At 63.7% G+C, this 13,602-nt stretch carries 13 protein-coding genes; 2 read left to right on the top strand and 11 right to left on the bottom strand.

Features of this window, described 5'->3' with window-relative positions; all coding sequences use genetic code 11:
- Positions 1-36 precede the first annotated feature (36 nt).
- The 8 genes from KW821_RS08225 to nudF form a co-directional block, all read right to left on the bottom strand.
- Entirely contained in the window at positions 37-2,052 is a 2,016-nt protein-coding gene (locus tag KW821_RS08225) for an FUSC family protein (RefSeq protein ID WP_218291096.1), read from the bottom strand.
- Between the two features lies 1 nt (position 2,053).
- Positions 2,054-2,920 (bottom strand): HlyD family secretion protein, encoded by an 867-nt coding sequence (locus tag KW821_RS08220; RefSeq protein ID WP_218291095.1) that lies wholly within the window; start codon positions 2,918-2,920, stop codon positions 2,054-2,056.
- Complete coding sequence (locus tag KW821_RS08215) at positions 2,913-3,134, bottom strand: DUF1656 domain-containing protein (RefSeq protein ID WP_218291094.1); 222 nt, start codon at positions 3,132-3,134, stop codon at positions 2,913-2,915. Before KW821_RS08215 ends, KW821_RS08220 begins: the two co-directional genes overlap by 8 nt.
- Before the next feature lie 130 nt (positions 3,135-3,264).
- Entirely contained in the window at positions 3,265-3,888 is a 624-nt protein-coding gene (locus KW821_RS08210; RefSeq protein WP_218291093.1) for an NUDIX hydrolase, read from the bottom strand.
- A gap of 2 nt (positions 3,889-3,890) precedes the next feature.
- The gene (locus KW821_RS08205) at positions 3,891-4,478 is read right to left on the bottom strand and encodes a YqiA/YcfP family alpha/beta fold hydrolase (RefSeq protein WP_218291092.1); all 588 of its coding nucleotides are present in this window, start codon (positions 4,476-4,478) and stop codon (positions 3,891-3,893) included.
- A 13-nt stretch (positions 4,479-4,491) separates the two neighbouring features.
- Positions 4,492-5,310 carry a 3',5'-cyclic-AMP phosphodiesterase gene (gene cpdA, locus KW821_RS08200; protein WP_218291091.1) on the bottom strand — a complete coding sequence of 273 codons (819 nt, stop codon included), beginning with the start codon at positions 5,308-5,310 and terminating at the stop codon, positions 4,492-4,494.
- A 26-nt stretch (positions 5,311-5,336) separates the two neighbouring features.
- Positions 5,337-5,735, bottom strand: a complete 399-nt coding sequence (locus KW821_RS08195; RefSeq protein ID WP_256351942.1) for a DUF1249 domain-containing protein — start codon at positions 5,733-5,735, stop codon at positions 5,337-5,339.
- A gap of 46 nt (positions 5,736-5,781) precedes the next feature.
- A complete protein-coding gene (gene nudF, locus KW821_RS08190; protein WP_218291089.1) occupies positions 5,782-6,423 on the bottom strand; it encodes an ADP-ribose diphosphatase in 642 nt (213 codons plus the stop codon).
- A 309-nt stretch (positions 6,424-6,732) separates the two neighbouring features.
- Here nudF and tolC point away from each other — a divergent pair, with 309 nt between their 5' ends.
- The gene (tolC, locus tag KW821_RS08185) at positions 6,733-8,058 is read left to right on the top strand and encodes an outer membrane channel protein TolC (protein ID WP_042652000.1); all 1,326 of its coding nucleotides are present in this window, start codon (positions 6,733-6,735) and stop codon (positions 8,056-8,058) included.
- A 106-nt stretch (positions 8,059-8,164) separates the two neighbouring features.
- Here the strand turns inward: tolC and hldE are convergent, their stop codons facing one another.
- The gene (gene hldE, locus KW821_RS08180; RefSeq protein WP_042651999.1) at positions 8,165-9,592 is read right to left on the bottom strand and encodes a bifunctional D-glycero-beta-D-manno-heptose-7-phosphate kinase/D-glycero-beta-D-manno-heptose 1-phosphate adenylyltransferase HldE; all 1,428 of its coding nucleotides are present in this window, start codon (positions 9,590-9,592) and stop codon (positions 8,165-8,167) included.
- Between the two features lie 280 nt (positions 9,593-9,872).
- Here hldE and lpxL point away from each other — a divergent pair, with 280 nt between their 5' ends.
- Positions 9,873-10,796 (top strand): LpxL/LpxP family Kdo(2)-lipid IV(A) lauroyl/palmitoleoyl acyltransferase, encoded by a 924-nt coding sequence (lpxL, locus tag KW821_RS08175; RefSeq protein ID WP_218291088.1) that lies wholly within the window; start codon positions 9,873-9,875, stop codon positions 10,794-10,796.
- Positions 10,797-10,871: 75 nt separating this feature from the next.
- Here the strand turns inward: lpxL and KW821_RS08170 are convergent, their stop codons facing one another.
- Together KW821_RS08170 and lysE are read right to left on the bottom strand one after the other, a co-directional pair.
- Complete coding sequence (locus KW821_RS08170; RefSeq protein ID WP_218291231.1) at positions 10,872-12,851, bottom strand: bifunctional 2',3'-cyclic-nucleotide 2'-phosphodiesterase/3'-nucleotidase; 1,980 nt, start codon at positions 12,849-12,851, stop codon at positions 10,872-10,874.
- A gap of 127 nt (positions 12,852-12,978) precedes the next feature.
- The gene (lysE, locus tag KW821_RS08165) at positions 12,979-13,599 is read right to left on the bottom strand and encodes an L-lysine exporter (RefSeq protein ID WP_218291087.1); all 621 of its coding nucleotides are present in this window, start codon (positions 13,597-13,599) and stop codon (positions 12,979-12,981) included.
- Positions 13,600-13,602: the final 3 nt, after the last annotated feature.

Genomic DNA, 13,602 nt, shown 5'->3' with positions numbered 1-13,602 from the left:
GATCCAGGCCGGCCGTGGCGGCCGTACTGGCCGGGATCAGGTGGCATCTGACGCCAGGGGCAGTGCCTGCAACAGCTGGGACAGGGAACAATGGAGCCGCCACACCAGGCCCACCAGCTCCTGGGCCGCCGGCTCCCGGTGCCCTGCCAACCCCCGGCTGATGCGATCCAGCTCGGCCAGGGTCAGGCCGAGGGAGTCATGCTGCACCCCACCCTCGGTGAGGATCCCCCGCAGGCAGCGCACACAGCCGTCCCGCACCAGATAGAGCGCCGGCTCCTTGCCGCGCCACTGCCTGAGTTGCCAGACGATGTGACTGCAGTTGAGCAGCACCACGCCCCAGCGCAGCACCCAGAGCCGGGCGCCCTGATCCCGGCCCTGGCTGAGCTGGCCGACCGCGTGGTAGACCCTGGACTCGAACTCGCTCTCGCTCTGCTGCGGCGTCGGGGCCAGCTGATCCATGAAGTCCCGGCGCAGGCGGCGGATCAGCCGCCGGCTCTTGCGCCGATCCGAGCTGGGCCTCAGGATCTGGAAGGCCAGCCCGGCCACCATCACCCCCAGCACCTTGCCAATGCTGTCGTTGACGAACTCCTGATAGTCGTAGCTCGGCGGGTTGGTGATGGCGAGGAAGGAGCCGAGCAGCACTATGAGCTGGCCCCAGAGCGCCGCCGATGACGGCCGCTGCAACTTGAGCAGCTGCATGGTGATCAGGGCCGGGAACAGCAGGGCGCAGAACAGCCAGAAGTCGTCGATGCGGATCATCAACCCGAACTTGACCCCGAAACAGACCAGGCTCAGCACCAGGATCGCCTGCAGCATGGTGGTCACCCCCTTCACCGGGGTGGCGCCCCCCGAGTAGAGCACGCAGCAGATGGAGAGCAGGGTCAGCGCCGAGGCCCCCGACTCCCACTGGGTGTTGATCCAGAAGGCGCAGCCCAGCAACACGCAGAGGAAGGTGCGGCCGCCGTTGTAGGCCGCCTCGAGGCTGTCGGTGTGCTGGGTGAGCGAGCTGTGGCGCGGCGGCGCCGGCCACTCCTGGCCGTCATAGGGTGCCAGCCGGCTCAGCCAGCGCTGGCACTCCAGATAACTCCAGCAGAAATGGCGCAGCCGCAGCCAGAAGGCACGCCGGCGAAAATCGCCCTCCGCCCCGGCCACGAAGGGCGCCAGCAGGCGGGCGATGCGGAGCTTGTCGCAGTCTGGCTCGGCCAGCGCGCTCAGCAGGGTTCCCAGCAGTGGCTGCAGCGCCTGGGGTTGATCCGGCCAGTGTTGCAGCATGCGGCGCAGCCCCGAGATGAGGCTGATCATCCGCAGTTGGCGGTGCAGCAGGAAGTTGAGCAGCCTGTTGTGGCGCCGCAGCCGGTGGTGGCTCCACACCGCCTGGATGCGCAGCACATTCATGGTGAGGATCTGGCCTATCATCCCCTCGTGGGCGCTGCGCACATCGGCGCCGGCCTCCCCCAGCCACAGCAGCTGGGCATGCTCCAGCAGCCGGGTCTGACTCTTGCACAGCGACGCCAGCAGGGTCTCTCCGTCCGAGGTGCTCGGCAGTATCATCATCAGCAGGCCGCCGCAGAGGATGCCGACGATCACCTCGCTCACCCTGGACTGGGCGATGTCGAAGATGTGCTGGGGATCGTCCACATCGACGCAGGAGAAGGCGATGATGGCCGCGGTGTAACCCGCCAGGGCGAAGGCGTAGGAGACGTTGTTCTGGTAGTGGTTGGAGACGTAGGTGCAGAGCCCGAGCCAGAGCGCGATGAGGAAGCTGAACAGCCAGGGATCGGCGATGCCGAGGCCGTTGATCACCACGGCCGCCATGGCGCCGATGAGGCTACCCAGCACCCGCCCCAGGCTCTTGCTGATGACACCGCCGACGGTGGGGAAGCTCACCACCGCGGCCGAGGTCATGGCCCAGTAGGGGGCATCCAGCTGCAACACGAACGCCAGCCAGAGCGACAGGCACATGGCCAGGCTGTTGCGCAGGGCATAGCGCCACTGACTCTCATTGGCCTGGGCCCAGGGCGTCCGTTGCCAGAGCGATCCTCCGCTTGCCACCCTAGTCGCCTAGGGTGATGGTACAGGTGGTGCCCGCGATCAGCGCCAGCTCGGGCGGCACCTCCAGCAGCCGGATCCGCACCGGCACCCGCTGTGCCAGCCGCACCCAGGGCACGTTCGGCTTGACGTCGAGCAGCAGGCCGTCACTCCCCTCCACGCTCTGATCGTGGATGGCGCGCCCTATGCTCTCCACCTCCCCCTTGAGCGCCTGCTCCCCGCTGTAGAGCACCATCTGCGCCGGTTGACCCGGCCGGATGTGCCTGAGCTTGGTCTCCTCGAAATAGCCCTGCACGTAGAAGGAGTGGATGTCCACCAGGGCCACCAGCGGCACCCCGGCGCTGGCATAGTTGCCGACCCGGGTCTGCAGGTTGGTGATGTAGCCGTCGCTGGAGGCGTGCAGCTCGGTCTTGGCGAGCGACCACCTGGCCTGCTCCAGATCGGCCTGGGCCACCTGATAGGCGGCCCGCATCGCCTGGGCGTTGAGGCTGGACTCGTCGACCGCCTCGGCGGAGATGACGGTGCGGGCCAGGCTCTGCCGGCGATGGGCCTCGTGCTCGGCCTTGTCGAGATCCGACTTGGCCTTGGCCAGGGCCGCATTGGCGTTGTCCAGCGCGATCCGGTAGGGCTCGGGATCCAGGCTGAACAGGGTGTCACCCATCTTGACCAGCTGGTTGTCCTGCACCCAGATCCGGGTGATCTTGCCCGACACCTCAGGCGTGATGCTGACCAGCTCGGCCCGCACCTTGCCATCCCGGGTCCAGGGACCCTGCATGTAGTAGTTCCACAGCCACCAGCCCGCCGCCAGCGCCAGGGCGCACACCAGCAGGGTGGAGAAGTATTTGAGGGTCGCGAGGGGTGATTTAGCCATGTAGCAATATCCATAAGGCGCCACTGACGGCGAGGACGAACAGGGAGAGATCCATCAACAGGGGGTGCCAGACATCTCCGCTGTAGAGCCAGTCGCGCAGCAGATGATGGACCGGCAGCCAGCCCAGCAGGCCGAGCAGCACCGCCTTGAACAGGGGCGGAAAGTAGAGCGAGGCCCCCAGGATCAGATCCGGCAGCGCTGAAGAGGTCGTCACAGGCGTGCTCCCTATTGGCGAGAGGAGGACAGAGGAAATCGGCGATGGCCCGCTCGAGGGCAGGCAGGCCAAGGTTAACACAGCCATTTCGGCGGCTACAGAAGCAGATGACGCCCTACGAGCAAACCTCTCAATCGAACAGGGAATCTTGCCGCCCCTGCCGCACATGGGCATGCAGGGTGGACAGCTGAGACGCCACCACCCGGTGGCGGGAGAGCGGGGGCAGCTGGTCGATGGGGAAATAGGCCGCGCCCTGGGTCTCGTCGGTCTCGCTGAGCAGTTGCCCTCCCGTCACCTCGCACAGGAAGAACGCCTTGTGGGCATGGGGCAGCTGTGGCGGATGGGGGTGCCTGAGCTTGTCGAACAGCGCCAGCAGCCGAACGGCCCGACACTCGAGTCCGGTCTCCTCGACCACTTCCCGCACCACGGCCCCCGCCGGCGAGTCGCCGATGTCGCACCAGCCCCCCGGCAGGGTCCAGCAGCCATCGCTGCGCTCTTGCACCAGCAGCAACCGCTCCTGCTCATCGAGGATCAGCGCCCGCACATCCAGCTTGGGGGTGGGGTAACCGCGGTCGAGGGCGATCCAGTCGGCGATGGCCGCCGGATCCAGCTCGCTCTGGCTGACCATCAGGGCGACCGTGGCCGCTCTCAATGCCTCGAAACGGCCGATATCGAAGGGATCTTGAGAATAGGTGAGCCCGGCCTGGGCCGTGGCCAGCACCTGTTCCAGAAAGGCGGCCAACGGCGGTTGCATGGCTAGAGCCCGAGGAAGCGGACTATCTGGGCCGGGTAGCGCTCGAACCCCATGAAGGCGTGATTGCCACCGCACTCCAGCGACAGGCGGGCGAAGCGATACTCGGCCAGCGTCTTGCGGTAGTCGAGCACCTCGTCTTCCTGCTGTTGCAGGACCCAGAGCCGTCCGGGGGCCGTCACCGCCACCGCCAGCCCCTGCAGCTCATCCATGTGCAACGGCAGCAGCTCATAGCGCTCATCGGTATAGGGATTGGTCTGGGGACCGAGGTAGTCGCAGAGCAGCTCGTGGGGGCGCACCGCCGGGTTGATCAGGGCGGCGCGGCAGCCATACAACTCACTGACTCTGGTCGCCATGAAGCCGCCGAGGGAGCTGCCCACGGCGCCGAGTCGCAGCCTCTGACCATGACGGGCGACGGCCTCCTCTATGGTCTGCTCGATGGCCGCCCAGGCCGCCGCCGGGGTGTTGGGCTGGGCCGGGATCAGCAGCTCGATATCGGGCCTGTGCCGGGCGACCCAGTCCGCCATCTGCTGCGCCTTGGCCGAACCGGGCGATGAATTGAAACCGTGCAGATAGAGCAGGACGGAGGTCATGGTATCGGCCTCCTCAATAACCGGTGGCATGGGGATCGGGCACGAACTGCCCCACCGGCAGGCGCCACACCTGGCTGGCGATCCGGCCATCCGGATGCAGGGTGAGATAGCGCCAGCCCGGGCCCGACTCGTCCAGCGCGAAACCATCGGACAGCGGCTTGAACTGGATGCAGGTGGAGGGGCTGGCGATGAGCCTAACCCCCTGATGTACCTCGTCAAACTCCTGATGCACATGGCCAAACAAGATGGTCTTCTGCTGCGGATGACGGGCCAGCACCGCGAACAGATCGTCGGCATTCTTGAGATTGTGCTGATCCAGCCAGGCGCAGCCGACCGGCACGGCCTGATGGTGCAGGGCGATGAGGGCGTGGCGCTCCGGGTGCTGACGCAGGGCCTGATCCAGCGTCGCCAGCTGGTGATCGCCGAGCACGCCGTGGGGTTTGCCGCGCACCTGGGTATCCAGCAGGATCACCTGCCAGTGCTCGCCCACCAGCTGCTTGGCCTCGCTGATCCCGGCCGCATGCAGGTACTCGGTCATAAGGGGGCCGTCGTCATGGTTGCCGGGCAGCCAGTAGATGGGGCGCGCCAACGGTGCCATCATGGTGGCGAAGCGCAGATAGGATTCCGGGCTGTGATCCTGAGACAGATCGCCGGTGGCCAGGATCAGATCGAACGGATGGGCGTTGTCCTGCACCCGCGCCAGCACGGCGGCCAGGCTCTCGGCGGTACGCACGGCCAGCAGTCGTCCCTCGGCGCTGGCGAAGAGATGGGTGTCGGTAATCTGTAACAGACGCACGCTTCCGTCCGGCGCCTGGGGTAGCTCTGTTTCCAAAATCACGCTTCTTTATATGAGTTCAACTAGAGGATGTTTATCAGGCTGGTGCCATGCTTGAGACAAAATTTTAGCCAGTCGGCCAGGAACAGATTTACCTGCTCTTTTTCATCCCTGTGATGCATTTTTTTATTGGGATAATCATAACGTGGTTGCAACATCGAAATCTGTTGCGCGGCACACACTTCCGCCATCCGCACATCATGATACAAACGAATCTCTATACGAGCCTGCAAGTAGCTCGCCAATTCGGGATTGTGCTGGGCCAGGATCACCTGGCTGGTGAAGCGGCTCTCCCCGCTGACGGTGAGCTGGAACTGCAAGCCGTTGCCGACCTGATAGCGGCGCTCGGCCCCCATACCGCCAGGAGGCAGCAGCTTCATCAGCGCCATGTAGTTCACCTCGCAGGTGCGCTGCAGGGACATCAGGTCCGGCACATAGCGCCGGCTCTGTTGCAGGGTCAGCGCCACCTCAGCGCCCCGCCAGCCAGCGGGCCCGCAGATCCGCGTGATTGAGCGCCAGCCACTGCAAGGCGATGACGGAGGCGGCGTTGTCGATGCGACCCTCTTTCAGCCAGGCATAGGCCTGCTCGCGGCTCACCACGTGCACTCTGATATCCTCACCCTCTTCCGCCAGACCGTGGATCCCCCCGGCCTTGCTGGCATCGACCTCGCCGACAAAGACTTCGATCCGCTCGGTACTGCCACCCGGGCTCACCATATAGCTGATGGCATGTTCGCAGCGCCCCACCTCGAGCCCCGCCTCTTCCACCGCCTCGCGGCGCACCACGACCTCGGCGGTCTCCCCTTCATCTATGATGCCGGCCACCAGCTCCAGCAACCAGGGAGTGGGGCTGGTCTCCATGGCGCCGATCCTGAACTGCTCCACCAGCACTATCTGGTCCAGCACGGGATCATAAGGCAGCAGCGCGGCCGCATGACCGCGCTCGAACAGCTCGCGCACTATGGGCTCATTCCAGCCGCCCTCAAATAACCTGTGCTGCAGACGGTAGACGTTTACTTTGAAGAAACCATTGTATCCAGATGATTTTTCGATGATTTTCACATCGCTACCGGAGTAGTGACTGGTTTGTGGCAAGGCTTGCTGTGACATACGACACTCCTGCCAGCTTGACTTGGCTAGGTTTGACCATAATATTCGGGAACATGAATGAACGTTCATTCACTCGTTCTCGCTGACGATGAGGGATGGATTTTAGCAGCCACAGGCTATTTGGCTAGGCGCGTAGCCGAGAAAAACTCGCCCTGACTCTTGACGTTCCTGTCGCTGGAAAAGAGACAGTTCGCATTAAATTCTGCTTATAGTAGAGTGGTTAAGCTGAAATCAAGCTTGCTCGATGACAATCCCCCCTCTCCATCCAGCGGACAGCTTTGGGTTGATATATAAGGTTAAAACTATCATATGAAAAGAACACTCTTGTCAGTCATGGTGATGCTGGGCGTGAGCACCGCTGCTCATGCCGAAAACCTGCTCCAGATCTACCAACAGGCTCAGATCAAAGATACCCAACTGCTGGAGTCCAAGGCGAGACGGGATCAAGCCTTCGAGAAGATCAACGAATCACGCGCCGCCTTGCTGCCGCAGATCAACCTGGGCGCCGGTCTGAACTATCTGCAGAACAAAGACGATACAATGACCAACAGTAACGCCTCAGGTACTGTGACCCTGGATCAGTCCGTCTATCGCCGCAGCAACTGGGTCAACCTGGACCTGACCGAGAAGAGCGCCACCCAATCCGACGTGGGCTACAACCTCGAGATCCAGAACCTGATGCTGCGTACCGCCCAGGCCTATTTCGACGTGCTCAAGGCGATGGATACCCTGGAATTCGTGCGTGCCAACAAGGTCGCGGTCGAGCGTCAGCTGGAACAGACCCAGCAGCGATTCGAAGTGGGCCTGACCGCCATCACCGACGTGCACGAAGCCGAGGCCGAACGTGACCAGGCGCTGGCAGACGAGATCAATGCCGAGAACACCCTGGACAACAGCTACGAGAGCCTGCGTGAGCTGACCGGCATCGATCACCGCCAGCTGGACGTGCTCAACACCGCCCGCTTCACCCCGCAGAAGACCCCGTTCAACTCCGACAAGTGGCTGGAGCTGGCACTGGACAAGAACCTGGAGCTGCACAGCGCCCGCATCGGCAAGGACATCGCCAAGGAACAGATCGACTTGGCCAAGACGGGTCATGAGCCGACCCTGGATCTCGGTGCCGGCCTCACCGCCGGTTACAACGACTACAAGGACGAGATCCGCAACCCCGAGAGCAGCAGCAACGAGGCCAACGTCGGCCTGAACTTCAAGCTGCCGCTCTACACCGGTGGAGCCACCACCTCCCTGGTCAAGCAGGCGCAGTTCAACTACGTGGCCGCCAGCGAGCAGCTGGAGCGCAGCTTCCGCTCGGTGCAGAGCACGGTCCGTTCCTCTTACAACAACGTGAACGCCAGCATCGGCTCGGTCCGCGCCTACAGCCAGTCCGTCATCTCCGCTGACAGCGCCCTGAAGGCGACCGAGGCCGGTTATGAAGTGGGTACCCGTACCATAGTCGACGTGCTGGACTCTACCCGCAAGCTGTACCAGGCCAAGCAGAAACTGTCCGAGGCCCGTTACAACTACATCCTCAGCATCCTCTCTCTCAAGCAGGCCGCCGGCACGCTGGAGCAGAAGGATCTGGAAGATGTGAACCAGGGGCTGATGCCAGCCGCCCAGGTGACGACCAAGTCCTGAGCCTGACTCCAGGCATGCAAAAGGCGACCCTAGGGTCGCCTTTTTGTTATCCGATGGTGCGCAGCGATAACCGCTGTGAACAACCCGGCCGAGGCCGGGCGCCGACTCAACCGCGCTCGCGGATGGTCTTGATGATGTCGCTGGTTGAGCAGCCATCCTCGAAGTTCAGCACTCGCACCTCGCCGCCGTTGGCGGTGACCTCGGCGTAACCGGCGATCTCTTCGGGCTTGTAGTCGCCACCCTTGACCAGCAGATCTGGCAGGATCTCGGCGATCAGCCGTTGCGGCGTGTCTTCGGCGAACGGCACCACCCAATCCACGGCGCCCAGCGCCGCCAGCACCGTCATGCGGCGCTCGGTCGGGTTGACCGGGCGGCCCGGCCCCTTCAGACGGCGCACCGAGTCATCGGTGTTGACCGCGACGATCAGGCGATCCCCCAGCTTGCCGGCGTTGGCGAGGTAGGAGACGTGACCGGCGTGCAGTATGTCGAAGCAGCCATTGGTCATCACCACCTTCTCGCCCCGCAGGCGGGCGGCCTGGACGGCAATCTTGAGCTGCGCCTCGGACATGACGCCAAAGCCGGTCTCCTGCTCGGTGTAGAGCGCATTGGCAAGCTCCACCGGGCTGACGGTGGAGGTGCCCAGCTTGCCCACTACGATGCCGGCGGCGGTGTTGGCCAGGGCGCAGGCCTCGTCCAGACTCATGCCGGCGGCCAGGGAGGTGGCCAGGGTGGAGATGACGGTATCGCCGGCACCGGTCACGTCATAGACCTCGTGGGCCTGAGCGGGCAGGTGCAGCTCGGGCTGCCCCTCGCGGATCAGGGTCATGCCATTCTCGGAACGGGTCACCAGCAGGGCGTCCAGTTCGAAGCGCTTGACCAGCTCCAGCCCCTTGGCGACCAGCTCGTCCTCGCTCTTCACCTTGCCTACCACGGCCTCGAACTCGGACATGTTGGGGGTCAACAGGGTGGCGCCACGGTACTTCTCGAACTCGGTCCCCTTGGGGTCCACCAGCACCGGGATGCCGGCGGCGCGGGCGCGCTTGATCATGCCCGGCACATCGTTCAGGGCACCCTTGCCGTAGTCGGAGAGGATCATCACATCGGCCCGGGGCAGCGCCTCTTCCACCTTGCTCATCAGCAGGCTGGCGTCGACGTCGTGGAAGGCCTCTTCGAAGTCGAGACGCAGCAGTTGCTGGTTGCGAGACAGCACCCGCAGCTTGGTGATGGTCGGATAGTCGGCCAGTCGAACGAAATCACAGGCGACCTTGACCCCCGCCATCTGGCCGGCCAGGGCATCGGCGGCCTCATCCTGTCCGGTCAGACCCAGCAGGACGGCATGGGCACCGAGCGCGGCCGAGTTCAGGGCCACGTTGGCGGCGCCACCCGGGCGCTCCTCGATGTGTTCGACCTTGACCACGGGCACGGGGGCCTCGGGGGAGATACGGCCGGTGGGGCCATGCCAGTAACGGTCCAACATGACATCGCCAACGACCAGAACGCGGGCTTTCTCAAACTCGGGCAGGGTGATCTTCATCTGTATCGACTCTCAAAACCTGAAAAATTCAGCCCCAGATTTTATCACACTCTTTTCTCCCGAGTGAAAAAAGCGCGGCCCCACCGACAACTGCCCGCCTGTCACTCCGCCTCTCTCCCCTCTGACCAGACGATGGCCATTCGCACCCGCCCCCCCTTTTCGGATAGAATCCTCGGATTGTGAGTCAAGTCAGCCGACCAGGATAGGCGCCTGCATCGAGCGCCGCCCCTGTGCGACTGGGCTCCCCGGATTATTTGCGATTGAGAACAAGAGACTCTTCATGGCCCAAGAACGCGCTCCCCGCCTCGAACCCCATCTGTTCCATCCCCGCTACTGGGGTAGCTGGGCAGGCCTTGGCCTGCTCTGGCTGCTGGTGCTGCTGCCCTGGCGTAGCCAGATGTGGCTGGGGCGCCAGCTCGGCACCCTGGCCCGCAAGCTGCTGAAGTCTCGCGTCAAGATAGCCCGCCGCAATCTGGAGCTGGCCATGCCCGAGCTCAGCCGCGATCAGCGCGAAGCCTTGCTGGTGCAGAACTTCGAGAGCGTGGGCTGCGCCATCTTCGAGGTCGGCATGGCCTGGTTCTGGCCGGATTGGCGGATGCGCCGGCTGATGAAGGTGGAAGGGGAAGAGCACGTCACCCGGGCCGTGGAGCAGGGTCAGGGCATGCTGCTGCTCTCCTGCCACTTCCTGACGCTGGAGCTCAACGCCCGCTGCTTCGGCCTGGTGCGGCCCGGGGTCGGCGTCTATCGCCCCAACACCAATCCGGTGCTGGAGTACGCCCAGTACCACGGTCGCTGCGCCTCCAACAAGTACCTGGTGGATCGCATGGACGTGAAGGGGATGATCAAGGCGCTGCGCAACGGCGATGCGCTCTGGTACGCGCCGGATCACGACTACGGCGCCCATGCCAGCGTGTTCGTGCCCTACTTCGCGGTGGAGCAGGCGGCCACCATCACCGGCACGGCGACCCTGGCCAGGGTCAAGAACACGGTCACCCTGCCCTGCTACAACATTCGCACCGCCACCGGTTATACCCTGCACATAGGGGCGCCGCTGGCCGACTACCCGAGCGGCGACGATCTGGCCGACGCCAGCCGCGCCAACCGGGAGATTGAAACCGCCGTGCGCCGTGCCCCCGAGCAGTACATGTGGCTGCACCGCCGCTTCAAGACCCGCCCCAACCCCAATGACGCGGGTTACTACTGAGACGAGCCTTTCGGCCCCGAATGAAAAAGCCCTCGCATGCGAGGGCTTTTTTACGGGTCTGCGACAGCGCCTGGGTTATTGGCGGATCAGACGATAGATGGCGTAGCCAGGGTGCTTCTCATCGCTCGTTGGCAGGGTGGACTTGTACTCAAGATCCGCGCCGGCCAGCTGCTTGGCCTCCTCGCTCGGCGAGGAGTAGAGCCGCACGTCGACACCGGCGGGCAGCGCCTTCATGTGCCAGTTGTTGTTGGCCGCCGGGCTGAAGCCTGCCGGATTGTCGGCGGACTGGGTCTTCAGGTACTGGGCGATGATCTCCCGCGTTTCGAAGGGATCTTCGTGCACTATATTGGTGCCGTCGATGCCCGGGAAGTGGCCGCCACCGCTGGCGCGGTAGTTGTTGGTCACCACGTAGAACTTCTGGGCCGGATCTATCGGCTGACCGTTGAAGGTCAGGCCGCTGATGCGCTGACCCTCGCTCACCTTGGCGCCTTCCTTGCTGTAGCGGGCCGGCTGGGTGATATCCACCTCGTAGTTCACCCCGTCGATCACATCGAAGTTGTAGGTGGGGAACTTCTCGTTCACCAGCCACTGCACCTCGGTCTTGCTGGCGTCGATCTGGTTGAACTGGCCGGCACTCATCTCCAGCCACTCCTTGACGGTGGCCCCGTTCACCTCGACCACCTGCAGGGTGTTCGGGTAGATGTAGAGATCGGAGACGTTGCGCAGGGAGATATCCCCCTTGGCCACATAGGTGAAATCATTGATGCCGTTGCGACCGCCGCGGAAGGGGGCCGCCACCGACAGGATCGGATAGGGCTGCTTGAGCAGGCCATCCTTTTGCAGCTGCTCGGCGTGCCTGCGCTGGGCATCGCTCACCAGCTGCACCGAGGGATCGTCCTGCACCAGCGCGAAGAAGCTGTGGATGGAGGAGGTGATCTTGCCGAGCGGCTCGTCCAGCCACTGGTTGGTGGCATCGTGATCGGCCTGCACCAGATCCACCACCCGCTGATCCACGGCGCTGTTCTCGCTGGAGTCGATCTTGCGCAGGCTGGCCTGGCTCTGTTTCACCCGCCACTTGCCTTCCACCTGCTCCAGCTTCAGATCGATGATGCCGAGGTGGTTGCCCCAGTAGCCGGGCATCACGGTCGGGATGCCGCTCAGGGTGCCGGCCTGGTTGTCCACCTCCGGCAGATCCGGGAAGTCGCCGGGGAAGTTTTTGTGGGCATGGCCCAGCATCAGGGCATCCACACCCTTCACCTTGGCCAGATGCCAGGCGGAGTTCTCCATCATGGCCTCATAGCTGTTGGCGTTGATGCCGGTGTGGGCGACCACCACCACTATGTCGGCCCCCTTGGCGCGCAGTTCCGGCACATAGTGGTTGGCGGTCTCGACCATGTCGGCCACCACCACCTTGCCTTCCAGGTGGCGCTTGTCCCACTGCAGCACCTGCGGTGGCGTCAGCCCCAGGATGCCGACTCTGACGGTCTGTGACTGGCCCTTGTCATCCGTCACCTGGCGCTCCAGCAGCAGATAGGGGGTGAACTTGTTGCCACTCCAGTCGATCTGTCCCTTCGCATCGCGCTTGAAGGCGCCCGCCTCGAACACGTTGGCGTTCACATAGGGGAACTTGGCACCCGCCAGCACCTTGCCGAGGTACTCCAGCCCGTAGTTGAACTCGTGGTTGCCCAGGTTGCCGGCATCATAGCCGAGCTCGTTCATGGCCTTGAACACCGGGTGGGCCTGCTTGTCGAGGTAACCGGCACCGGACTGCTCGAAGATGTAATCCGCCAGCGGCGTACCCTGGATCAGATCACCGTTGTCGAGCAGCAGGTTGTTGGGGTTTTCGGCGCGGGCCGCACGGATCAACAGGGCGGTGCGGGAGAGGCCAAACTTGCGGTCTTCCTTGTTCTGGTAGTAGTCGAACCCCAGCACATTGGAATGGATATCGGAGGTCTGGATCAGGCGCAGAGAGACGGCTCCCGGCTGCGCCTTGCTATCATTTTCATTGCTGCAGGCGGTCAACAGCACTATGGCTGCAATGGCGCCCAGCTTCATGGTTTTATTCACTGTCTTTTCCCTTTTATTATGAGTAACGCTTTACCAGCGACGGGAATTTAACAGACGAATATGTCAGCGCATGGAACCGAGATTAATTTTTATGAAGCCCGACACAAAAATAGCCTTATGAGGCCAGCAAGGCCCCGCTGGCCAGCTGAACCGCCAACCCCAGCATGATAATACCAACAACAAGATCAATGGCTTGCTGAACCCTGCCCCGGGCAAGCCAGGGGGACAGGGCCGCCGCCCCGAATGCCAGACCGTAGAACCAGACCAGGGATGCCAGCATGGCGCCCGCGGCGAAGGCCGGCCGCAGCTCCTCGGCGAACTGGCTGCCGAAGGAGCCGAGCAGCATCAGGGTATCCAGGTAGACGTGGGGGTTGAGCAGGGTGACGCCCAGCGTCATGGCCAGCACGCTCTTGACCCCCATCAACTGGGGTGAATCCGTCAATGTAGCCCCCTGCCCGCGCCAGGCGCTGCGCAGGGAACGAATGCCGAACCAGCCGAGGAACAGCACGCCGCCCCAGGTCAGCAGCGCCAGGCCAATGGGGCTGTTCGCCAGCAGGTTGGCGCCGCCAAACACCCCTATGCCGATCAGGATGAGATCGCAGAAGCAGCAGAGCGTGGCCGTCAACAGATGGTGGTTGCGGTGGATGCCCCGGCTCAGCACGAAGGCATTCTGGGCACCTATGGGGATGATCATGGCGAGGCCGAGGGTGAAGCCTTGCAGTGTGGTTGCGAGCATGGG

Source organism: Aeromonas sp. sif2416 (assembly GCF_019218665.1).
Lineage (GTDB): Bacteria > Pseudomonadota > Gammaproteobacteria > Enterobacterales > Aeromonadaceae > Aeromonas > Aeromonas encheleia.
Note: the sequence above shows the minus strand (reverse complement) of the source record. Positions and strands in the feature narration are given on the sequence as shown.